This is a genomic window from Luedemannella helvata, assembly GCF_039528415.1.
In the GTDB taxonomy this organism is placed as follows: Bacteria; Actinomycetota; Actinomycetes; order Mycobacteriales; family Micromonosporaceae; genus Luedemannella; species Luedemannella helvata.
Genome location: NZ_BAAALS010000005.1, coordinates 166079 through 187313, shown reverse-complemented (window position 1 = coordinate 187313; position 21235 = coordinate 166079). Strand labels below are relative to the sequence as shown.

Sequence of the window (21235 nt, the reverse complement as noted above, 5' to 3'; positions counted from 1 at the left end):
GACCTGCTCAGATACAAATTGATAAGACTATATAGGTAAAGGTCGTGGCCGCCTCGCACGCCCCGCCGAGCACGTCGCCGGTGACCCCGCCGAACCGCCGTACGCAGTGCGCCGTGAGAAGGACGGAAACGACCAGCCCGGCCATCACGGCCAGCGGGCCCGCCCACGGCCGGCCCGGCACCGCCCACACCGCGACGGCCGCGACGGCCAACGCGCCCGCCGAAAGGGCCGGCCAGCCCACCGTGCTGGCGGCCAGGGCGCCCAGCCCGTCCGGCCGGGCCGGCGGCACCCCGCGCCGGCACGCGGTCGCGATCGCCAGGCGCCCCGCCCCGAGCGCGGCCGCGACACCCGCGACGGCGGCGAGCCAGCCGGCCGACACGACGGCCGCCGCCGAGGCGGCCTGTGCCAGCAGCGTCAACACGAGCGCGGCCGCCCCGAACGCCCCGACGTCCGGCCGCTTCATGATCTCCAGAGCCTGTGCGGCCGGCCGGTGCGACCCCAGCCCGTCGACCGTGTCGGCCAGCCCGTCCAGGTGCAGGCCGCGCGTGGCCAGGGCCGTGAAGGCCACCACGAGTACGCCCGCCAGCAGCCCGTTCGCCCCGACCTCGACGAGTGCCGCGCCCACCGCGCCCGCCACCGCGCCCAGCGCCAGCCCGACGCCCGGCGCGAGCGCCATGGCCGCCCCGGCGGCCGGCCGGTCGATGCGGCCCGGCCGCAGTGGCAGCACGGTCAGCGTCGTGACCGCGAGCCGGAACCCGGCCCGCAGCGTCCCCGCGCCCGAGGGCCGGTCAGGTGGCGTCGGCCCCGTCATCGGCCTCATCGCCGGCGTCCGTCTCGCCGGCCTCGCCCGTGCGCCCGGCGCCGCCGCCCGCGATCGTCAGGGCCGCCTGCCACAGCGGCAGAGCGGCGAGCGCGGTCGCCCCCTCGCCGAGGTCGAGCCGCAGGTCGAGGAACGTCTCCAGGCCCAGCACGTCGGCCGCGAGCTTGGTGGCCGGGTGCCGGCCGTGGTCGGGCAGCAGGTGCCACATGCGGCTGAGGAAGCTGAAGTCGCGGGCCAGCAGCGCGGCCGCCGCCCCGACCGGGCCGTCGATCATCACGGGGGTGCGCCGGCTCGCCGCGCCCAGCAGCAGGCCGGTCGCGGCCGCCAGGTCGCTGCCGCCGAGCGCCATGAGGACCGTGCGCGGGTCGCCGTCGCGACGGCGCACCCGGTGCAGGGCGTCGCGCACCGCGGCGGAGCGGCGCATCCACGACTCGTCGTCGTACCCGTCCGCGGTCACCACCCGGGCCAGCAGCGGCTGAACCTCGGCTCCCGTGACGGCGGCGATCGCGGCGGTCGCGGCCGTCGCGGCGCCCGCCCCGGTGGCCGCGAGGACGAGCAGCTCGATGCCCTCGTCGGCGGCCCGTTCGGCCTCCGCCCAGCCGGCGCGCAGCGCCGCCTGCAGCTGTGCCGGGCCGATCGCGTCGCTCGTCTCGATCGGCGCGGCGGCGTTCTCCCACTCCAGGGTCACCAGGCTCGCCCCGGCCGCGCCCGCGAGGTAGGTCAGCGGGGCGGGCCGGCGGCCGGCCTCCGCCGCGTACCCGGCCGCGACGCCGCCCTCGTGCCCGCCGGCGACGAGGACCACCCGGGAGGCCAGGAACGGCCGGGGGTACGGGCTGCCGCGCGTACCGGCGGCGAACGCCACCGCGTCCGCGAGCGCGCCCAGGCCGGGGTTGGCGGGCGTGCCCACCCCGAGGTCCAGTGAGGTCAGCCGGTCGAGGACCGCCTGCGCGGCGGCGTCGTCCGGACGCGGCAGGGTCAGGCCCGGGACGATCTCCTCGGGGGCGCCGCTGTCGGTGGCGTCGCCGGGAACGGGGACCGGGGGGACGGTCGTCTGGTGCACGGCGCTCACCGTACCGCGCGCGGGCGGGTCGGCAAGCCCCTCGGTGGATCTCGGGATGGCCACACCGCCGGTCGCGGGCGGCTTGATGTCCACCGGTTGGCCGGCGACGACCAGCACGACCCGCTCGCACACGGCGGCCACCGCCCGGTTGAGCGCGCCGAGCGCGTCGGCGAACGCCGCCCCGAGCGGGGTCGCCGGCACGAGGCTCAGGCCGACCTCGGGGCTGACCAGCACGACGGTCGCCGGGCAGGCCGCGACCGCGTCCGCGAGCCGGTCGACGAGCAGGCGCAGCGCAGCGCCGTCGCCGTCGCAGAGTTCCTGCGCCCCGGCCAGCCACGTGCCCAGGTCGTCGACGATCAGGGTCTCGCCCGCGACCGCCCCGGCGAACGCGTCGATCAGGTCGCCGGGTGCCGAGCCGACCTCGGCGCTCGCCCAGTCGGCCGGCCGTCGGTCCCGGTGGGCGGCGATGCGGGCCGACCAGGCGGGGTCGGATCCGTCGTCGCGGGCCGTCGCGAGGTAACGGACCCGGGGTGCCGAAGCCGCGAGTCCCTCCGCGTACTCCGACTTTCCCGAACGGATACCGCCCAGCACCAGTGTGTGCGGATGTCCCGACGGCGCCATGTTCGTACCCTATGGCCTCGGACTACTCTTGCAGCGGCGGTCGGGGGAGCCTCGATCGTGCGAAACCGGACATATAGGAGCGGTGACCATGGCGTGGACCTGGCGGTACGAGGGCGCGGCGGGATCGGCGCACGAGAGTGCGAGCGAGACCTTCCCGAGCCAGTCGGACGCCGAGTCATGGCTCGGTCAGACCTGGCGTGAGCTCGCCGCCAAGGGCGTGGTGACCGCCGTGCTGTGCGAGGACGACCGGGTGGAATACAAGATGAGCCTGCTGCCGGCCAGCGAGTGACGATGGGGCCCCACCAGCGTCCCATCGTCATCGGGGGCGGCGACCGCGACCTGTTCCGTCCCTCTCCCGTCTTCCTCGGCGTGGTGGCGCTGTTCGTCACCGGCGGGGTGATGGCCTGGCAGGGGTACGGCAATGTCGGCTTCGACGTCTTCCTGTTCGTGGTCGCCGGCTGGATCGTCTCGCTGAGCCTGCACGAGTACGCCCACGCGCTCATCGCGTACCGGGCCGGCGACGTGCAGGTGGCCGCGAAGGGCTACCTGACGCTCAACCCGCTGCGCTACGCCCACCCGTTCCTGTCCATCGTGCTGCCGGTCATCTTCGTGCTGCTCGGCGGCATCGGCCTGCCCGGCGGCGCCGTCTGGGTCGACCACCACGCCATCCGCAACCGGGTCCTGGACAGCCTCATCAGCCTGGCCGGCCCGGCGACCAACCTGCTGTTCGCGGCGATCCTGGCCGTGCCGTTCTGGATCGGCGTCGACGTCGGCGCCCACCCCGGGTTCTGGGCGGGCGTGGCCGCGCTCGGCTTCCTGCAGCTCACGGCCGGCATCCTGAACCTGCTGCCCGTGCCGGGCCTCGACGGCGGCAACGCCCTGCGGCCGTGGCTGCGCGGCGACGTGGCCCGGATGTTCGACCTGTTCGCGCCCTTCGGCCTGCTGCTGCTGTTCGCCCTGCTGTTCGAGCCACGCATCCGCGCCGCGTTCTTCGGACTGGTCTCCGTCATCAGCGAGGCCCTGGGCCTGCCCGAGCGGCTGTACGGCGCCGGCCTCGACCTCATGCGTTTCTGGACCTGACCGGCGTCGGACAGCACGGCAGGCGCGGCGGTGGCACACTACGCCGCGTGGACGCTGCGACCGCCGTGTGGCCCCGCCTCAACTACCAGCGCACCGCCCGGCGGGCGGTGCTGCGACTGCTCGCTTTCGCGGCCGGCCCGCTGCCGGACATAAAGATCAAACCCGGTGAGTACGGGCTACCGGACGGTGATCATCTCGCCGGCCTGACGGTGACCCAGCACGACGACCCCGCCTGGCTCGACCAGTGGCGCACGGGCCTGTGGCGTACCGACGCCGAGCACGACCTCGTGGACGCCGACCAACTCGACGTCGCCGGGCACTGCGTGTCGATCACCGCCGACCTGCCCGACCCGCCCGACCTCGGCCACCTGCAGGCCGGCTGGGCGCTCGCGCAGGGCCTCGTCGCGCACGGCGCGTTCGCGGTCCTGGACACGTACGCGGGCCGCTGGGTCGACGCCGCGCTCCTGGAGACCTGGCCGCCGGAGCGCCCGTTCGACCTCGACGAGGAGGTCAACGTCGTGCTGCGTACCGACGGGGCCGGCGGCTTCGGCCATGTGCTGTTCACCCGGGGCCTGGCGAAGTTCGCCCGCCCCGACGTCGTGGCGGTCGTGCGCCCGGGCACCGCCCGTACGGTCAACCGCGTCGTACGCCAGCTCGCCGGCATGCTCGTTGAGGGCGGCACGGCGATCGCCGGCCAGCGCCTCGGCGCGGGCGACCCGGCGCTCGGCGGCGCGGCGGCGTTCCGCCTGGCGGTCTACGATCCGGGCGTCAACGCCCCCGACCTCCCCCTGGACAACGACGCCCTCCTGGTCGTGCCCGCCTGACCCGCCCCGCTCTCCCGCGCCGCCCTCCCTCACTAGGGCCAATGGCGTACCGAATGCCGGCCGGCATTCGGTACGTAAGGCCAATCTGCGGGTCGGAAGGGGGTACGGCGCGGGAGGCGGGGGTGGGCGGCGTGGTGGTGGGTTACGGGCGCGACTCGGGGACCTGGGTCTTCGCCGGGTCGCGTTCCACGATCGGGTCCAGGATGTCGTCGATCGCCTTCAGGAGGTCAGCGTCCAGGGTGATACCCGCCGCCTTCACGTTGTCCTCGAGCTGTTCGGGGCGGGAGGCCCCCACGATCGCGGACGACACGTTCCGGTTCTGCAGGACCCATGCCACGGCGAGCTGCGCCATGGTGAGGCCGGCCTGCCGGGCCAGCGGGACCAGCTGCTGCACCCGGCTGAGCACGTCGTCCGTCATGAACCGCGAGATGAACTGCGCGCCGGACTTCTCGTCGGTGGCGCGCGAGCCGGCCGGCGGCGGCTGCCCCGGCAGGTACTTGCCGGTGAGCACGCCCTGCGCGATGGGTGACCAGACGATCTGGCCGATGCCCAGTTCCTCGGAGGCGGGCACGACCTCGGCCTCGATGACCCGCCACAGCATCGAGTACTGGGGCTGGTTGGAGATGAAGGGGATGCGCAGCTCACGGGCCAGCTTGTGACCCTCGCGCAGCTGCTCGGCGGTCCACTCGGAGGTGCCGATGGCGTGCGCCTTGCCGCTGTGCACCACGTCGGCGAACGCCTCCATGGTCTCCTCCAGCGGCGTGCTGACGTCGAATCGGTGCGCCTGGTAGAGGTCGACGTGGTCGGTCTGGAGCCGGCGCAGCGAGCCGTTGATGGACTCCATGATGTGCTTGCGGCTCAGGCCCCGGTCGTTGCGGCCCGGACCGGTCGGCCAGTACACCTTGGTGAAGATCTCCAGCCCTTCGCGCCGTTCGCCCTTGAGCGCGCGGCCGAGCACCTCCTCCGCACGGGTGCCGGCGTACACGTCCGCGGTGTCGAACGTGGTGATGCCGAGGTCGAGCGCCGCGCGTACGCACGCGGTGGCCGCGTCCTCCTCGACCTGCGAGCCGTGCGTGATCCAGTTGCCGTACGAGATTTCACTGACGATGAGGCCGGACCGGCCCAGATGACGAAACTCCATGATGCTGACCCTAGCCGGGCCGGCGGGCCTCAGAGGAGCGGACGGCTGTCCGCCATGAGGTCCTCGAGTTCCAGACCGACCGCGCTGCGGCTCGCGTGCACCGGGTCGATGAGCGGCCGGCCGTGCCGGTCCAGCGCGCCCCACCGGTGGTTGTCGTCCACGATCAGGTACGCGACGGGGTGCACCACCACGGTCGGGTAGACCGGGGGCACGACCTGGCGGCCCGTACGGTCGATGACGCCCTTGCGGCCGCCCACCTCGACCACCGCGAGGCCCTCGTCGGTGAAGCCGTCGACGTAGCGGCCGTCGGTCAGGCCGGTGGCGAACGCGTCGAACGCGAAGGGCACGACGAGCCGGCCGGTGCGCTCCACGGCGCCCCACTTGCCGTTCTGGCGTACGGCCGCGATGCCGCGCCGGAACGGGCGCACGTCGTCGAAGTTGCCGCCGAGCAGCACCCGGCCGGCCTTGTCGATGGCGAGCCAGCCGCCCACCCCGTCGCGGGACACCCAGGCCAGCCCGTCGGAGAAGCTGGCCACGCCGAGGAACCCGTTGGCGGGGTGGATCAGCGCGCGGCCGGTCTCGTCGATGAGCCCCCACGTCTCCAGGCCGACCGGCCGGATCCAGGCGACCCCGTCGCGGAACGGCTGCACGTCGGCGAACTGCGGCGGGACCGGCCAGTTCCCGGCGGCGTCCTGGTAACCCCAGCGGTCGGCGACCTCGTCGAACTGGGGCACGGGCGGCCGGTGCGTGCGCACGATCTCGTCGCGCGAGCGGGGATAGGGGCCCCAGCCCCGCTCGGCCACCCGGGAGAACAGCGAGTCGAGGGCGATCTCGGTCGCGGCGACCAGCTCCGGGTCGCCGTCGCGGCGCAGCTCCAGGGCCTGTTCGAAGTGCTGGACCGCCTCGATGTAGCGGTTCTGCGCGAACGCGCACTTGCCCGCGTAGTGGTGGATCGCGGCGCGCAGCCGTTCGGGCAGCTCGTTGGTGTTGGCCTCGGCGAACAGCTGGTCGGCCTCGGCGTGCTCGTCGAGCTGCACGAGAACGTTGGCCAGCCGCGACTTCGCGATGGCGATGCGCCGCAGCTGGCCGGTGGCCTCGGCGTGGACGAGCGCCATCTTGGCGTCGGCGTGCGCCGCGCGCACGTCGCCCAGCACCCGGGCGACCACGGAGCGCAGCCCGAGCAGGCGGGCGCGGCTGGCGTTGTCCTCCGACCCGTTGATGCGGGCGGTGAGCAGGTCGCGGATCTCGGTCAGGGGCTCGGGGTCGCGGGTGGTCTCGTAGAGCGTCGCCGGGTCGAGGTCCAGGTCGATGGCCGCGAGCAGTTGCTCGGGATTGGTGCTCTCGCCGGGCGCGGCCGAGACCAGCGCGGGAGACACGGAGCCGGGGGCGTCGAGCGCGGCCGGCACGGGTACGGGTGAGACCGGAACCGGCGGGGTCGGCTCCGCGATGGCGGCCGTGTCGGGCTCGCCCGGGCGGGCGCCGTAGACGGTCGGCCCGCGTCCCTGCGTGCCGGCCCGCGGTCCAGGCTGACCGGGCGGGGGCGGACCGGGCGTGTGGGGAGCCGGCGCGTGGGGAGCCGGCGCCCCGCGTCCCGGCGGGGCGTACGGTGGCGCGCTGGCGTAGGCCTGCCGCGGGGGCGGCGGGCCGGGCCGGTTGGGCGCCCCGTAGACCTCGCCCTGGGTACGGGCCTGCCCCGGACCGTGCGGCCCGGGACCGGGCGCGTGTTGCCCAGGTCCGGGCGCGTGTTGCCCAGGTCCGGGCGCGTGTTGCCCGGGACCCGGCGCGTGAGGACCGTGTGGCCCGGCGCCCGGCTGCCCCGGACCGTGCGGGCCGGGGACGGGCTGGGCCGGCCCGTGGGGTCCGGAGACGGGCTGGGCCGGTCCGTGCGGCCCAGGGAACTGCTGGCCGGGTCCGCGTGGCGCGGCGCCCGGCTGCCCCGGACCCTGCGGCGGGCCCGGCCGGGGGCCGTGGGGCGGGGCGGGCGCGTGCCCTGGCGGCGGCCCGTACGGCTGCTGGCCCGGAGGCTGTCCGGCACCGGGCGGCGGGTAGCCCGGCGGTGGCCCGCCGGCGCGCGGCATGCCGTCGCCGCCGTCCGCGGCCTGGGCCCGGGCGCGCCGGGCGGCACGCTCGCGTTCGAGCAGGTCCGCCATGTCGTCATCGGCGTCCTCGGTGGGCGTGACCCGCGTCCACGGCATCGTCGGGACGGTCGCCCACGAGGGGGCGGCACGCTCCGGCCGTTCGTCGCGGCGGTCGTCACTCACCAGGCCACCTCGTCACGGTCAGTGCGGAAATGCGGTAGGCCGGCCCAGGGATGCTGTGGGTAAAGTCTCCAAGCCGGCTGCGTACGGAGGTTACGGCGTGCATCCCGATCTTGCCACCGTGCCCCCGGAACCAGTCGATGCCCGACCGTCCATAATGTCCCCTTTGTGGGCCCTCGCCGTGGCGGGATTCCGGCGTTACTCCACCTACCGGCAGGCCACCGTGGCTGCGTGCGTTACCAACTCGGTATTCGGCTTCCTCCGCAGTTTTGTCTTCTTGGCGACGATCGCCGGCGCGACGGCCGCGACCGGAGTCGCCAACGCCGCCGGGTACACCGCCGAGCAGTTGCTGACCTTCTGCTGGGTCACCCAGGGCCTGATCGGCGTCGTCGCCCTGTGGGGCTGGACCGACCTGGGCGACCGCATCCGCACCGGCGATGTCGTGGCCGACCTGCTGCGTCCGCTCAACCCCGTCCTCAGCTACCTCGCCATCGACCTCGGCCGGGCCGGGTTCGCCGTCCTGATCCGCTTCGTCGTGCCGGTCGCGGTCGGCGCGCTCTTCTTCGACCTCTACGTCCCGCGCCACCTGGCGACCTATCCGCTGTTCGCCGTCTCGATGATCCTCGGCGTCGTCGTCTGCTTCGGCTGTCGCTTCCTGCTCAACGCCGTCGGCTACTGGCTGCTCGACCTGCGGGGAGTCATCGCCGCCTGGTTCGTGGTCACCGGCCTGTTTGTCGGACTGACGTTCCCGCTGCCCTTCCTGCCCGACTGGGCGGAGGCCACCCTGTGGATCGCCACGCCGTTCCCCTCGATCATGCAGGGCCCACTGGACATCCTCGTGGAGCGGGGCGGCCAGGCCCACCAGGGCCTCATCCTGCTGGCCCAGTCACTCTGGTCGGTGGTCCTTCTCCTCAGCTGCGCGTACGTGCAGCAGCGCGCCGAACGCAAGCTCGTGATCCAGGGTGGCTGACCAGGGGGCCGTGGCCGGCACGGTGGGCATCTACCGGCGGGTGCTCGCCGCCCAGATGCGCAGCCAGGTCACCTACCGGGCGTCTTTCCTGATGTCCGTGACCATCAGCGGCGTCTTCGCCGCGCTCGACCTGGTCGTCGTTCTGGTGCTGTTCGGGGTGGCGCGGTCGATGGGCGGCTTCGGCACGGCCGAGGTGCTGGTGATGTTCGGCCTGTCGTCGACCGCGTTCGCCGCTGCCGACCTCGCCGTCGGCAATCTCGAACGCCTCCAGTTCTACGTCCGCTCCGGCCTGCTCGACGGGGTCCTGCTGCGTCCGCTGTCGGCGTTCGGGCAACTCGTCGTCGTCGACTTCACGCCGCGCCGGGCCGGCCGGGTCATCGTGGCCGTGGTCATTCTCGTTGTCGCGCTGGCCCGCGCGGACATCACCTGGACGCCCGCGACCGCCGTCCTGGCGGTCGTGGCGCCGCTGGCCGGCGCGGTGATGTTCAGCGCCGTCATGGTGGCCACCGCGACCGTGGCGTTCTGGTGGATCGACTCGGGCGAACTCGCGTTCTCGCTCACCAACGGCGGACGCGACTTCACGTCGTACCCCATCAACATCTACGGCGCGGCCATGCGCCGGCTTTTCGCGTACGGGCTGGGTTTCGCCTTTGTCGCCTACTACCCGGCGCTGGCGCTGCTCGACCGGGCCGACCCGCTGGGCCTGCCCGGCTGGTTCGGATGGGTGTCGCCCGCCGTCGCGGCCGTGGCGGTCGCCGGCGCGGCGCTGTCGTGGCGGCTGGGCATCAGGCACTACCGGAGTACGGGGTCATGAACGTCATCGAGGCACGCGGGTTGCGCAAGGAGTTCACCGTCACGAAGCCGGCGGGGCGGCTGCGCCGGTCCCGGGAAACGGTGCCGGCGGTCGACGGCGTCGACGTGGCGGTCGAGGAGGGGGAACTGCTCGGGTATCTGGGTCCCAACGGCGCCGGCAAGTCCACCACGATGAAGATGTTCACCGGCGTGCTCACCCCGACGGCCGGGTATCTGCAGGTATGCGGTCTCGAACCGGTGCCGCAGCGCACCCGGTTGGCGCGGCGCATCGGCGTCGTCTTCGGCCAACGTACGCAGCTGTGGTGGGACCTGCCGCTGCGCGAGTCGTTCGAGCTGGCCCGCCACATCTGGCGGGTACCGGCGGCCGAGCACGCGGCGCGGCTGCGGCTGCTGCGCGACCGGCTGGATCTCGACGGCTTCCTCGACACGCCCGTACGCCAACTGTCGCTGGGACAGCGGATGCGCGGCGACCTCACCGTCGCGCTGCTGCACGCCCCGCGCGTGCTTTTTCTCGACGAGCCCACCATCGGCCTGGACGTCGTGAGCAAGCAGGCGGTACGGGCGTTTCTGACGGAGCTGCGCGACGCCGGGGACACCACGGTCGTGCTCACCACCCACGACCTCGCCGACATCGAGCGCCTCTGCCGCCGCCTCGTCGTCATCGACCACGGTCGCGTCGTCCACGACGGTACGCTCGCCGACCTGCACGCCCGCTACGGTTCGCGCCGCCGCGTCGAGGTGGACTTCGAGGTGCCGGTGGCCGTGTCGTTCGACATGGCCGGGGTGAGTGTCGAGTCCCATGCCGGCGACCGCGTCGTCTTCTCCATCGACGGCACCGTCACGACGGCCGGGGCGCTCGTGGCGAGGCTGTCGGAGTCGGGCCCGATCCGCGACCTGAGGGTCACCGAGCCCACCATCGAGGACGTCGTCGCCCAGCTCTACGCCTCCCCCTCGGCGGAGGCCGCCCGCGCGCCTGAGCCGCGCGGTTGACCGTCGCATGTGGATTCGTGGGCGCGATGGGGTGCCCTGGCGCCAGCTTCCGTCCACGAATCCGATGTGGACGGTCAGGTCAGCGGTGTTCCATGATCAGGGTGGCCCAGGTGCCGGGTGCGAGGGCCTCGTACGAGTGGGGAACGTCACCCCGGAACGAGGCGTAGTCGCCCGCCGACAGCTCGATGGGGGAGTCCGTCGGGCCCGCCCGCATCGCGCCGGCACCGACCACCAGGTGCTCGACGCTGCCGGCGATGTGCGCCTCGGCGGTACGGGGGGCGCCGGGCTCCATGCGGATGACGTAGATGTCGCGGCGCACGCCCGGCCCGCCGGAGGCCAGCAGCGTGCCGGCGAAGTGCGCCTTGTCGGAGCGGATCGGGTCGCCCTCGCCGGCGCGAACGACGCGTACGGTTGGCGTCACGGGCTCAACCAGCTGGGAGAACGGCACATCGAGGGCGACGCCGAGCGACCAGAGCGTCTCGACGCTCGGGTTCGCCGTCCCCGATTCCAACTGGGAAAGGGTCGACTTCGCGATGCCGGCGCGCCGGGCCACCTCCGTGAGCGAGAGCCCGGCCCGCTCGCGCTCCCGACGAAGGGCGGCCGCGATGACCGTCGCGATCCCGGGCTCGCTCATCTCTGTGTTCGCTCCATCGGTCGGGGTATTCGGTTTGACGAACGGCGCTCGTCGCGTTCACTATTTTGAACCATGGGTACGTTATGGCGAACACTGGACCGCCGGCTGATGCGTGACGTGCTCGCGTTGAGCGTCGCGGCGGGTTTCGTCGGCCTGTCGTTCGGCGCCATCGCGATCGCCTCCGGCCTGCCCGGCTGGGCCGTCATCGCCATGTCCGCGATCGTCTTCGCGGGCGGTTCGCAGTTCATGGCGGTCAGCATGCTGGTCGCCGGCAACCCGGTCGCCGCCGTGCTGGGTGGGCTGCTGCTCAACGCGCGCCACTTCCCGTTCGGCATGGCGGTCGCCGACGTGCTCGGCGCCCGGTGGCGCAACCGGCTGGTGGGCAGCCACATCCTCATCGACGAGTCGGTCGCCTTCGCGTTGGCGCAGCCGGACGCGCGCCTGCGCCGCCAGGCGTACTGGATGACGGGGTTCGCACTGTTCGTGTGCTGGAACATCGGCACGGTCGCCGGGCTGCTGCTCGGCAACGCGGTCGGGGACCCGGCGGCGATCGGGCTGGACGCGGCGTTTCCCGCCGGCCTGCTCGCGCTGATCCTGCCGGGGCTGCGCGAGCCCGCCGCGCGCCGGGTGGCCGTTATCGGGGCGCTGGTCGCGGTGCTCGCTACGCCGCTGCTGCCCGCCGGCCTGCCGGTGCTGCTGTCGCTGGTCGGCCTCGTGGCCGCTGGGGTCGGCAGGCCCGGCCAGGCCGGTCAGGAAGGGCCGTCCGGCGGGGTCGACCGGGCGGAGGCGACGGCATGAGCGCGGCCACGCTGATGATCGTGATCGGGCTGCTGGCCGTGGGGACCTACGCGCTGCGGCTGGGCGGATCGGCCCTGCACGGCAAGGTGACCCTGCCCGGCTGGGCCCAGCGGCTGCTGCCGCTGTCCGCGATCGCGCTGCTCGCCGCCCTGGCCGCCACGGCGGCCTTCACCGAGGGCGGCGGGTTCGTGGGCGTGGCGCGCCCCGCGGGCGTCCTCGTGGGGGCGGTGCTGGCGTGGCGGCGGGCGCCGTTCATCGCCGTGGTCGTCGCCGCCGCGGCGGTCGCGGCGGGGCTTCGCCTGCTCGGGGTGCCGTGACCGGCGTCAGATCTTGTCGCCGATCTTGACCTGCGGGGCGGGCATGCGGATGCGGCGGAACGTGATCGACCGCATGATCGCGTAGAAGTAGTGCCCGCCCATCCTGGTCGTCGTCTTCGGGAAGCGCTCCTTCATCAGGCGCCGGACCTTGCGGCACAGCAGGAAGCTGTCGACGATCACGGCCAGGGCGAGGAACACCCAGAAGAGGTTGGCGGCCACCTGCACGGGCACCGGCATCGACTTCATCGAGCCGATGATCACGATGAGCGCGCCCACGAAGAACATCGTGCCGATGTTGCGCCGCGAGTCGACGATGTCGCGGACGAGCCGACGCTCCGGACCCCGGTCGCGGGGGAGCAGCTTGTCCTCGCGGCCGGCCAGCATGGCGGCGCGGTTCTCGGCCCGCTCCGCGCGGTCCTTCTCGCGCAGCCGCCGGTAGGCCTCGCGGCGGTTCTTCGGCGGCGCCTCGGCGACGCGGCGGCCGGCGTCCTTGCGCTTGGGCGTGGCCCGGCCCTTGCCCGGCGTGTACGACCTGGGCTTGGCGTCCCCCAGCGAGCCCTCGTCGGCCTCTGCGGCCTCGTGGACCTCAGGCGCGGACGCGACCTCGGCGTTGGCGACGAGATCGTTGGACTTGCGACGGAACAGTGTGGGCACGGGGCAAGGGTAGCCGAGCCGCGCCGCCCCGCCTACGGGAGGTGAACGGCGCGCGTAACCAGCGTCACGGGCGCTCGGCGTGCGCGCCGAGGGCCGCGAGCTTCGCCTCGAAGTCCTCGTACCCGCGGTTGATCAGGCTCACCCCGTACACGTGGGAGGTGCCCTCGGCGGCCAGCGCGGCGATCAGGTGGCTGAAGCCGGCGCGCAGGTCGGGGATGACCAGGTCCGTGGCGTGCAGCTTGCTGGGGCCCGCGATCACGGCCGAGTGGTTGAAGTTGCGCCGCCCGAACCGGCAGGGCGTGCCGCCCAGGCACTCCCGGTACACCTGGATCGTGGCGCCCATCTGGTTGAGCGCCTTCGTGTAACCGAGCCGGCGCTCGTACACGGTCTCGTGCACGATCGACAGGCCCCGCGCCTGGGTGAGCGCGACCACCATAGGCTGCTGCCAGTCCGTGCCGAAGCCGGGGTGCACGTCCGTTTCCAGGACGGTGGCGCGCAGCTCCTCGCCCGGGTGCCAGAACCGGATGCCGCCGAGCTCGTCCGGCCCGTGCGGGTCCGTGACCTCGAACTTGCCGCCGACCGAGCGGAACACGTTGAGGAAGGTCATCATGTCGGCCTGGCGGGCGCCGCGCACGAGCACGTCGCCGCCCGTGGCCAGCGCCGCGGAGGCCCAGCTCGCCGCCTCGATGCGGTCCGGGATCGGGCGGTGGGCGTAGCCGTCGAGGCGGGACACGCCCTCGATCTCGATCACCCGGTCGGTGTGCACCTTGATGATCGCGCCCATCTTCTGCAGCACGCAGATGAGATCCATGATCTCCGGTTCGACCGCCGCGTTGCGCAGCTCGGTGACGCCCTCCGCGAGTACGGCCGTGAGCAGCACCTGCTCCGTGGCGCCGACGCTGGGGTAGGGCAGCTCGAACTTGGTGCCGCGCAGGCCGTTCGGGGCCGTCAGCGTCATGCCGTGCGGCTGCTTGTCGACGATCGCGCCGAACTCGCGCAGCGCGCCGATGTGGAAGTCGATCGGCCGGTCGCCGATGTGGCAGCCACCCAGGTCCGGGATGAACGCGTGGCCCAGACGGTGCAGCAACGGCCCGCAGAACAGGATCGGGATGCGGCTCGACCCGGCGTGGACATTGATCTCGTCCGCGGTCGCCGCCTCCACGTTCGTGGGGTCGAAGACGAGCTCGCCCGGCTCGGCGCCCTCGCTGACCCGCACGCCGTGCACCTCGAGCAGGCCACGGACGACCTCGACGTCACGGATGCGCGGAACGTTGAACAGGCGACTGGGCGTCTGGCCGAGCAGCGCGGCCACCATCGCCTTCGACACGAGGTTCTTGGCCCCACGCACGCGGATCTCTCCGCGCAGGGGGGTGTTTCCGTGCACCACGAGAACGTCGTTGCTCAACGTGAACCTCCGGCGGGAATGAAAGCACGGGACGTCCGGCGCCAGAGTTGCGGGATCACACGCGCCTAGGCCGGAAGCATAACCGTCCGCGGGTCCCCGCAAACCCCATAGGCGCAGGTGCGACAGTCGGCGACCGGACGATTACTGAGCGGGCAGGGCGAGCATCTGGTCGAGGGCCACGCGGGCGTAGTGCGCCGTCTGCGGGTCGACCGTGATTACGTTCGGTACCCGTCCGGCGACCAGCTCTTCGAGCGCCCACACCAGGTGCGGCAGATCGATGCGGTTCATGGTCGAGCAGTAGCAGACCGTACGGTCGAGGAAGGAGACCGTCTTGTCCGGGTGCCGGTTGGCCAGCCGCCGCACCAGGTTGAGTTCCGTGCCGATGGCCCATGCCGAGCCGGCCGGCGCCGCTTCGACCGTCCTGATGATGTACTCCGTGGAGCCCACGTAGTCCGCCGCCGTCACGACCTCGTGCCTGCACTCGGGGTGCACGAGCACGTTGACGCCCGGGATGCGCTCGCGCACCTCGTTGACGCAGTCGAGGCTGAACCGCCCGTGCACCGAGCAGTGACCCCGCCAGAGGATCATGCGGGCGCCGGCCAGCTGGTCGCTGGTGAGGCCGCCGTCGCGCTTGTGCGGGTCGTAGAGGACGCAGTCGTCCAGCGTGAAGCCCATCTCCAGCACGGCCGTGTTGCGGCCCAGGTGCTGGTCGGGCAGGAAGAGCACCTTCTGGCCCTGCTCGAAGGCCCACGTCAGCGCCCGCTTGGCGTTCGACGAGGTGCACACGACGCCGCCGTGGCGCCCGACGAAGCCCTTGATCGCCGCCGACGAGTTCATGTACGTGACAGGGACGACCTGGTCCGCGATGCCCTCGGCCTCGAACAGCTCCCACGCCTGCTCCACCTGGCTCAGCACGGCCATGTCGGCCATCGAGCACCCGGCCGCCAGGTCCGGCAGGATGACCCGCTGCTCGGGGGTGGTGAGGATGTCCGCGCTCTCCGCCATGAAGTGCACGCCGCAGAAGACGATGAACTCCGCCCCGGGGCGGGCCGCCGCGTCGCGGGCCAGCTTGAACGAGTCGCCGGTCACGTCCGCGAACTGGATGACCTCGTCGCGCTGGTAGTGGTGCCCGAGGATGAACAGCCGCTCGCCGAGCGCCTCCTTGGCGGCGGTCGCGCGGGCCACGAGGTCTGGGTCGCTCGGCGCCGGCAGGTCGCCCGGACAGTCGACACCGCGCTCGGAGTCGGCGTCACTGCCCCGACCGAGCAGCAGCAGGGCGGTCGCGGTCGGCGAGGGTTCAGCGAAGACGGTCACACATCCATGGTCCCATGACGGCGGCGCCACGCCATGGGGGTGTGATCCGGCAGACTTCGCACCGTGCGCGTACTGATCTGTCCCGACAAGTTCGCCGGCACCCTCACCGCCGTCGAGGCGGCCCGGGCCGTGGCCGAGGGTTGGTCGTCCGCCGCGCCGTTCGACGAGCTGCGGCGGCGACCGCTGTCGGACGGCGGGCCGGGCTTCGTCTCCGTCCTGGCCGAGGCCGTCGACGGGCGCGTGGTCGAGGTGCCGACGGTCGACCCGCTGGGCCGCCCGGTCCGGGGGAGGATCCTGGTCGCCGGCCCGACGGCGTATGTCGAGAGCGCGGACGCCTGCGGCCTGCACCTGCTGGACCGTTCGGAGCGCGACCCCTCGGTGACCACCTCGTACGGGCTCGGCGCCCTGCTGGTGACAGCCGTGGAGCACGGGGCCCGGGAGGTCGTCGTCGGTCTGGGCGGCTCGGCCACCAACGACGCCGGGGCCGGGCTGCTCGCCGCCCTCGGCGCGACACCGCTCGACGAGGCCGGCTTCGCCGTGCCGTACGGGGGTGCCGGCCTGCTCGGCTGCGCGGCCCTCGACGGCGCCCCCCGGCTGCGGGACGCGCGCCTGGTGGCCGCCACCGATGTCGACAACCCCCTCACGGGCCTGTACGGCGCCAGTTCGGTCTTCGGCCCGCAGAAGGGCGCCACCCGCGAGCAGGTCCTGCTGCTCGACGCCGCGCTGGAGCGGTTCGCCACCGTGCTGGAGCGCGACCTGCCGACCTGTCCGCCGGGGCTCGCCGAACTGCCCGGGGCGGGGGCCGCAGGCGGCCTGGGCGCGGCGATCCTGGCGCTCGGCGGGCGTACGGAGTCGGGCATCGGACTCGTCCGGCGGCTCACGGACCTCGACGCCGCCCTCGACGAGGCGGACCTGGTGATCACCGGGGAGGGCACGTTCGACGACCAGTCGCTGCGCGGCAAGGTCGTGGCCGGCGTGGCCGAGGCGGCCCGCGACCGCGGCCTGCCGTGCCTGGTCGTGGCCGGCCAGGTGGAGGCCGGCCGGCGCGGCGCTCTGGCGGCGGGCGTGACGGAGTCCCACGCGCTGGCCGACCAGGCCGGCGGGCTGGCCACGGCGTTGGCCCGGCCCGCCGAGGTCCTCCACGACCTGGCGGCCCGCCTGGCCCGCCAGTGGAGCCGGTGACCCACCGGCGCGGTGCGCCTGTCACATGATCATGTGGTGGGGATGACAGGCCTTGGATGGGGAATTGCGGGCCGGGCGGGTAGCGTTAACCCGGACGGACCTCATCACCGGCGTCAGGGAGTACCTACCGTGACTGTTTCGCAGACCCCCGAGTCGACCCAGACCGCGTCCGGCGTGGTGCTCAGCGACGCGGCGGCGACCAAGGCGAAGGCCCTGCTCGACCAGGAGGGTCGCGACGACCTGCGGCTGCGCGTCGCCGTGCAGCCGGGCGGCTGCTCCGGCCTGCGCTACCAGCTCTTCTTCGACGAGCGCGAGCTCGAGGGCGACGTCGTGACCGAGTTCGGCGGCGTCGGCGTCGTTGTCGACCGCATGAGCGCGCCGTACCTGACCGGCGCCACGATCGACTTCGTGGACCGGATCGACGCCCAGGGCTTCACGATCGACAACCCGAACGCCCAGGGCTCCTGCGCCTGCGGCGACTCGTTCCACTGAGCGGACTCCGAACCAGCACCACCCGGCCCGGCCGCCACGCGCGGTCCGGGCCGGTGGTGTTCGCGGGCGCCGTCGGCCGGTAGGCTTGGCGGGCAACCGGCCCGGTCGGAGGCGGCTCTGCCGTCGTCGTGCGCCGCTTGCCGCGCCGAGATCTCCGCGGCGCGCCACTTCCGCCGCGCCGACACCTAGGGGCCCGTCCGATGAGAGTCGCCGTCACCGGCTCAATCGCTACTGACCACCTCATGCACTTTCCGGGCCGCTTCGGCGACCAGTTGCTCGCCGACCAGCTGCACAAGGTCTCCCTGTCGTTCCTCGTGGACGACCTCGTGGTCCGCCGGGGCGGCGTCGCCGCCAACATCGCGTTCGGCATGGCCCAGCTCGGGTTGACCCCGGTGCTGGTCGGCGCCGTGGGTGTCGACTTCGACGACTACCGCTCCTGGCTGGAGCGCCACGGCGTGGACTGCGACTCCGTCCACGTGAGCGACGTCGCGCACACCGCCCGCTTCGTCTGCACCACGGACGAGGAGATGTGCCAGATCGCCTCCTTCTACGCCGGTGCGATGAGCGAGGCCCGCAACATCGAGCTCGCCCCGGTCGCCGCCCGCTTCGAGGGGCTCGACCTGGTGATCATCAGCGCGAACGATCCCGACGCGATGCTGCGCCACTCGGCCGAGTGCCGCACCCGGGGGTACGCGTTCGCCGCCGACCCGTCGCAGCAGCTCGCCCGCATGGACGGCGCCGACGTGCGCGCCCTCATCGAGGGTGCGGACTACCTGCTGACGAACGACTACGAGAAGTCGCTGCTGGAGTCCAAGGCGGGTCTCACGAGCGCCGAGGTGCTCGACCACGTCAAGATCCGGGTCACCACGCTCGGCAAGGACGGCGTGGAGATCACCGGTCGCGACATCGAGCGCATCCACGTGCCGGTCGCCAAGGAGGTCCGCGCCTACGACCCGACCGGCGTCGGCGACGCCTTCCGGGCCGGGTTCTTCTCGGCGCTGTCCTGGGGCCTGGGCCTGGAGCGCTCCGCCCAGGTCGGTTCGCTGCTCGCGACCCTGGTGCTGGAGACGGTGGGCACCCAGGAGTACGAGGTCCGCTCGGACATCTTCGTCAAGCGCCTCGCGGAGTCCTACGGCGACGCCGCCGCCGATGAGGTGGCCGGGCACCTGCGCCCGTTGGCCTGAGCGCGTGGCCCCCGGCGGGGGTTTGGCCGGGGGCCACGCGGGCCGACCTCTGTGATCCGGCCGCCCCGCGAGGGCGTCGCCCAGACCACCCACACCCGGTCGGCCAGTGCTTCAGGGGGATGGAAGCGCTCCCATTGTGGGGTGGAACATATATGTCTGTCAATTCGTGCGGCGGACGTCGAACGTGGCCGCCGCTGGCGAGCCCAGATAGTCCTGGCCGCGCATGCGGCACCACGCCGGCACGTCCACGGCGGCGGCCGGATCGTCGGCGAGCAGCCGCACGACCGTGCCGGGCGGGACGTCCGCCATCCGGCGGGCCAGCCTGATCACCGGCAGCGGGCACCGCTCGCCCCGGCAGTCGAGCACCTCGTCAACGTCCATCGCCGCGACCGTCCTCACCTGTCCACCGGACACCGACCGCCCGTGGCCGGATCACAGGCCCACCGCCCCGGACTGCGCGCGCAGGCGGGCGACGACGCCGGGCAGCACCGCGAGGAACCGGTCGACCTCCGTCTCGTCCACGTCCGCCGGCAGCGACAGGCGCACGTTGCCGTGCGAGAGCACGCCCATGGCGACCAGGACGTGGCTGGGCTCCAGCGTGGAGGACGTGCATGACGACCCGGACGAGACCGCGAAGCCCAGCCGGTCCAGCTCGTGCACCAGGGCCTCGCCGTCGACATACAGGACCGAGAAGGTGACCAGGTGGGCCAGCCGGTCGACCGGGTCACCGACGACCTCCACGTCGGGAACGGTCGCCGCCACGGTCGCGCGTACGCGGTCGACGAGAGTACGCAGCCGGGCGTCCGCCGCGGCCGACTCGGCCGCGACCGCGCGCAGTGCCGCCGCGGCCGCCACGATCGCCGGCAGCGCGGGGGCGCCGGCAGCCCGGCCGGACTCCCGCTCGTCCGTGGGGAACGGCGCGACCCACCGTGCCCCGGTACGCACGACGAGCAGGCCGACGCCGGGCGGGCCACCCCACTTGTGCGCGCTGCCGGACAGCACCGACCACCCGGCCGGCACCGGCTGGCGGCCCAGGCACTGGGCGGCGTCCACATACAGGGGCACGCCTGTCCTGTCGCAGGCGGCGGCCACCGTGGCCACCGGCTGCACCGTGCCGACCTCATGACTGGCCGCGATGAGCGCCGCCGCGCCGACCCCGCCGTTCGCCAGCGCCGCCGTGAAGGCGTCGGGGTCGACCCGGCCGGCCCGGTCGACCGGGACGCTGACCGCCGCGCCGCCGCGTGCCGCGTGCCACTGCGCGGCGTGCAGCACCGCGGAGTGCTCGATGGCCGAGTGCACCAGCGTGCCGCCCACGCGACGGCGTCCCTCCAGCAGGCCGAGGACCCCGAGGTGGCACGCCTGCGTCCCGTTGGCGCAGAAGGCGACCTCATCCGCGCGTACGCCCAGGGTCTCCGCCGTCGCGGCCCGCGCCGCGTCGAGGAGCTGGCGTGCCCGGCGGGCCTGCGTATATAGACGGGCCGGGTCGGCCCAGCCATCGGCGAGCGCCACCGCGAGCGCTTCCCGGGCGACCGGGTGCAGCGGGGCGCCGGCCGCGACGTCGAAGTACCCGTTGCCGGCCATGGGGATCACGTTATCGCCCGCACCTCCCGACACACCGACCCCAGGCCATGCGGGTGCTCCGAGGTCGAGTAGTGTGCGACTCGTCGTCAGTCGACCTTGCCGTATCCGCCTACCAGGGATGCGGAGGCGCTGCTAAGGAGGCAGGAGCACGTGGTCGCAGAAAGGCTGTCCGGCGCTGGGCGTCAGCAGATGGCACCCGCCCGGCGTCGGCGGAGCGCCGCCGCTCGCGTGGTTGGGCTCGCTGGCACCGGGGTCGCGTTGGTCATGACGCTGACCGGGTGCTCGGTCGAGGACGTCTTCTACTTCGGTTGGCCCAAGGGCGGCATCACGCTGCAGAGCCAGCGGATGTTTGACATGTGGATCGGGTCGGCCATCGCCGCCCTGGTCGTCGGCGTGTTCGTGTGGGCGCTGATCTTCTGGTGCGTGGTGCGTTACCGCAAGCGGGGCGAGGAGCTGCCGCCGCAGACGCGCTACAACCTGCCGATCGAGCTGCTCTACTCCGTGGCGCCGTTCCTGGTCATCTCGGTGCTGTTCTACTACACCGCGATCATCCAGACGGACGTGAACAAGCTGCCCGAGAAGGCGGACGTCACCGTCAGCGTGACCGCGTTCAAGTGGAACTGGGAGTTCGAGTACGACGGCCAGAACGGCCCCGACGGCCAGCCCGTCTCGACGATCGGCAGCAGCGACTACATCCCGGTCCTGGTCGTGCCGGTCGGCAAGACGATCCTGTTCCGCCTCAAGGCGGAGGACGTCATCCACTCGTTCTGGGTGCCGGAGCTGCTGTTCAAACGCGACGTGTTCCCCGGCACGGAGTACGACCCCGCCGCGGAGAACTTCTTCGCCGTCACGGTGGACCAGACGGGCGCGTTCGTGGGCCGCTGCGCCGAGCTGTGCGGCACATACCACTCGATGATGAACTTCGAGCTGCGCGCGGTGACGCCGGAGCAGTACGAGAAGTTCCTCGTGGCGAAGAAGGCGGGCAAGTCCACGCCGGAAGCGCTCGCGGCGGCCGGCTTCAGTGGCAAGGACCTCTACGCCACGACCACCGCGCCGTTCGACACCAAGCGCGACGCCGAGACCATTAACTAAGGGAG

The 21235-nt window shown here is 73.0% G+C and carries 22 protein-coding genes; 12 read left to right on the top strand and 10 right to left on the bottom strand.

Going from position 1 to position 21235, the window contains the following annotated elements:
- Positions 1-7: 7 nt before the first annotated feature.
- On the bottom strand, positions 8-811 hold the full coding sequence (locus ABD191_RS07275; RefSeq protein WP_344078228.1) for an adenosylcobinamide-GDP ribazoletransferase: 804 nt from the start codon (positions 809-811) through the stop codon (positions 8-10).
- Positions 789-2501: a bifunctional adenosylcobinamide kinase/adenosylcobinamide-phosphate guanylyltransferase gene (locus tag ABD191_RS07270; RefSeq protein WP_344078226.1), complete on the bottom strand. Its 1713-nt coding sequence runs from the start codon at positions 2499-2501 to the stop codon at positions 789-791. The genes ABD191_RS07275 and ABD191_RS07270 overlap by 23 nt, the downstream gene beginning before the upstream one ends.
- A gap of 88 nt (positions 2502-2589) precedes the next feature.
- Here ABD191_RS07270 and ABD191_RS07265 point away from each other — a divergent pair, with 88 nt between their 5' ends.
- The 3 genes from ABD191_RS07265 to ABD191_RS07255 are packed head-to-tail and all read left to right on the top strand — an operon-like array spanning position 2590 to position 4405.
- Positions 2590-2790, top strand: a complete 201-nt coding sequence (locus tag ABD191_RS07265; RefSeq protein WP_344078224.1) for a hypothetical protein — start codon at positions 2590-2592, stop codon at positions 2788-2790.
- Between the two features lie 2 nt (positions 2791-2792).
- Entirely contained in the window at positions 2793-3581 is a 789-nt protein-coding gene (locus ABD191_RS07260) for a site-2 protease family protein (RefSeq protein ID WP_344078222.1), read from the top strand.
- 47 nt (positions 3582-3628) lie between these two features.
- A complete protein-coding gene (locus ABD191_RS07255; RefSeq protein ID WP_344078220.1) occupies positions 3629-4405 on the top strand; it encodes a hypothetical protein in 777 nt (258 codons plus the stop codon).
- Positions 4406-4547: 142 nt separating this feature from the next.
- Here ABD191_RS07255 and ABD191_RS07250 read toward each other — a convergent pair whose 3' ends face one another.
- Both ABD191_RS07250 and ABD191_RS07245 read right to left on the bottom strand, forming a co-directional pair.
- The gene (locus ABD191_RS07250) at positions 4548-5546 is read right to left on the bottom strand and encodes an aldo/keto reductase family protein (RefSeq protein ID WP_344078218.1); all 999 of its coding nucleotides are present in this window, start codon (positions 5544-5546) and stop codon (positions 4548-4550) included.
- 29 nt (positions 5547-5575) lie between these two features.
- Positions 5576-7807: a WG repeat-containing protein gene (locus ABD191_RS07245; protein WP_344078216.1), complete on the bottom strand. Its 2232-nt coding sequence runs from the start codon at positions 7805-7807 to the stop codon at positions 5576-5578.
- Positions 7808-8081: 274 nt separating this feature from the next.
- On the opposite strand from ABD191_RS07245, the gene ABD191_RS07240 reads away from it, so the two are divergent.
- Genes ABD191_RS07240 through ABD191_RS07230 form a run of 3 tightly spaced genes read left to right on the top strand, consistent with a single transcriptional unit; the run spans position 8082 to position 10577 of the window.
- Complete coding sequence (locus ABD191_RS07240; RefSeq protein WP_344078214.1) at positions 8082-8774, top strand: ABC transporter permease; 693 nt, start codon at positions 8082-8084, stop codon at positions 8772-8774.
- On the top strand, positions 8767-9588 hold the full coding sequence (locus ABD191_RS07235) for an ABC transporter permease (RefSeq protein ID WP_344078212.1): 822 nt from the start codon (positions 8767-8769) through the stop codon (positions 9586-9588). The genes ABD191_RS07240 and ABD191_RS07235 overlap by 8 nt, the downstream gene beginning before the upstream one ends.
- Complete coding sequence (locus ABD191_RS07230) at positions 9585-10577, top strand: ABC transporter ATP-binding protein (protein WP_344078409.1); 993 nt, start codon at positions 9585-9587, stop codon at positions 10575-10577. Before ABD191_RS07235 ends, ABD191_RS07230 begins: the two co-directional genes overlap by 4 nt.
- Before the next feature lie 79 nt (positions 10578-10656).
- Here ABD191_RS07230 and ABD191_RS07225 read toward each other — a convergent pair whose 3' ends face one another.
- Positions 10657-11211, bottom strand: coding sequence for a helix-turn-helix domain-containing protein (locus tag ABD191_RS07225; RefSeq protein ID WP_344078210.1), 555 nt, complete (start codon positions 11209-11211; stop codon positions 10657-10659).
- Positions 11212-11283: 72 nt separating this feature from the next.
- Here ABD191_RS07225 and ABD191_RS07220 point away from each other — a divergent pair, with 72 nt between their 5' ends.
- A complete protein-coding gene (locus tag ABD191_RS07220; protein WP_344078208.1) occupies positions 11284-12009 on the top strand; it encodes an AzlC family ABC transporter permease in 726 nt (241 codons plus the stop codon).
- Positions 12006-12326, top strand: coding sequence for an AzlD domain-containing protein (locus ABD191_RS07215; RefSeq protein WP_344078207.1), 321 nt, complete (start codon positions 12006-12008; stop codon positions 12324-12326). The genes ABD191_RS07220 and ABD191_RS07215 overlap by 4 nt, the downstream gene beginning before the upstream one ends.
- Positions 12327-12332: 6 nt before the next feature.
- On the opposite strand, the gene ABD191_RS07210 is transcribed toward ABD191_RS07215, so the two are convergent.
- The 3 genes from ABD191_RS07210 to nadA form a co-directional block, all read right to left on the bottom strand.
- Positions 12333-12980, bottom strand: coding sequence for a DUF3043 domain-containing protein (locus tag ABD191_RS07210; protein WP_344078205.1), 648 nt, complete (start codon positions 12978-12980; stop codon positions 12333-12335).
- Between the two features lie 64 nt (positions 12981-13044).
- Positions 13045-14385 carry a UDP-N-acetylglucosamine 1-carboxyvinyltransferase gene (gene murA / locus ABD191_RS07205; protein ID WP_344078203.1) on the bottom strand — a complete coding sequence of 447 codons (1341 nt, stop codon included), beginning with the start codon at positions 14383-14385 and terminating at the stop codon, positions 13045-13047.
- Positions 14386-14526: 141 nt separating this feature from the next.
- Positions 14527-15699, bottom strand: coding sequence for a quinolinate synthase NadA (gene nadA / locus ABD191_RS07200; protein WP_344078200.1), 1173 nt, complete (start codon positions 15697-15699; stop codon positions 14527-14529).
- A gap of 63 nt (positions 15700-15762) precedes the next feature.
- Between nadA and ABD191_RS07195 the strand changes: the two genes are divergently transcribed.
- From ABD191_RS07195 to ABD191_RS07185, 3 genes are all read left to right on the top strand, one after another.
- The gene (locus tag ABD191_RS07195; protein ID WP_344078197.1) at positions 15763-16881 is read left to right on the top strand and encodes a glycerate kinase family protein; all 1119 of its coding nucleotides are present in this window, start codon (positions 15763-15765) and stop codon (positions 16879-16881) included.
- Between the two features lie 129 nt (positions 16882-17010).
- Positions 17011-17373 carry a HesB/IscA family protein gene (locus tag ABD191_RS07190; protein ID WP_344078194.1) on the top strand — a complete coding sequence of 121 codons (363 nt, stop codon included), beginning with the start codon at positions 17011-17013 and terminating at the stop codon, positions 17371-17373.
- A gap of 200 nt (positions 17374-17573) precedes the next feature.
- The gene (locus ABD191_RS07185) at positions 17574-18557 is read left to right on the top strand and encodes a carbohydrate kinase family protein (protein ID WP_344078191.1); all 984 of its coding nucleotides are present in this window, start codon (positions 17574-17576) and stop codon (positions 18555-18557) included.
- Positions 18558-18716: 159 nt separating this feature from the next.
- On the opposite strand, the gene ABD191_RS07180 is transcribed toward ABD191_RS07185, so the two are convergent.
- Together ABD191_RS07180 and ABD191_RS07175 are read right to left on the bottom strand one after the other, a co-directional pair.
- A complete protein-coding gene (locus tag ABD191_RS07180; protein WP_344078188.1) occupies positions 18717-18938 on the bottom strand; it encodes a sulfurtransferase TusA family protein in 222 nt (73 codons plus the stop codon).
- Between the two features lie 51 nt (positions 18939-18989).
- On the bottom strand, positions 18990-20138 hold the full coding sequence (locus ABD191_RS07175; protein WP_344078185.1) for a cysteine desulfurase family protein: 1149 nt from the start codon (positions 20136-20138) through the stop codon (positions 18990-18992).
- 189 nt (positions 20139-20327) lie between these two features.
- Between ABD191_RS07175 and ctaC the strand changes: the two genes are divergently transcribed.
- A complete protein-coding gene (ctaC, locus tag ABD191_RS07170) occupies positions 20328-21230 on the top strand; it encodes an aa3-type cytochrome oxidase subunit II (protein ID WP_344078407.1) in 903 nt (300 codons plus the stop codon).
- Positions 21231-21235 lie beyond the last annotated feature (5 nt).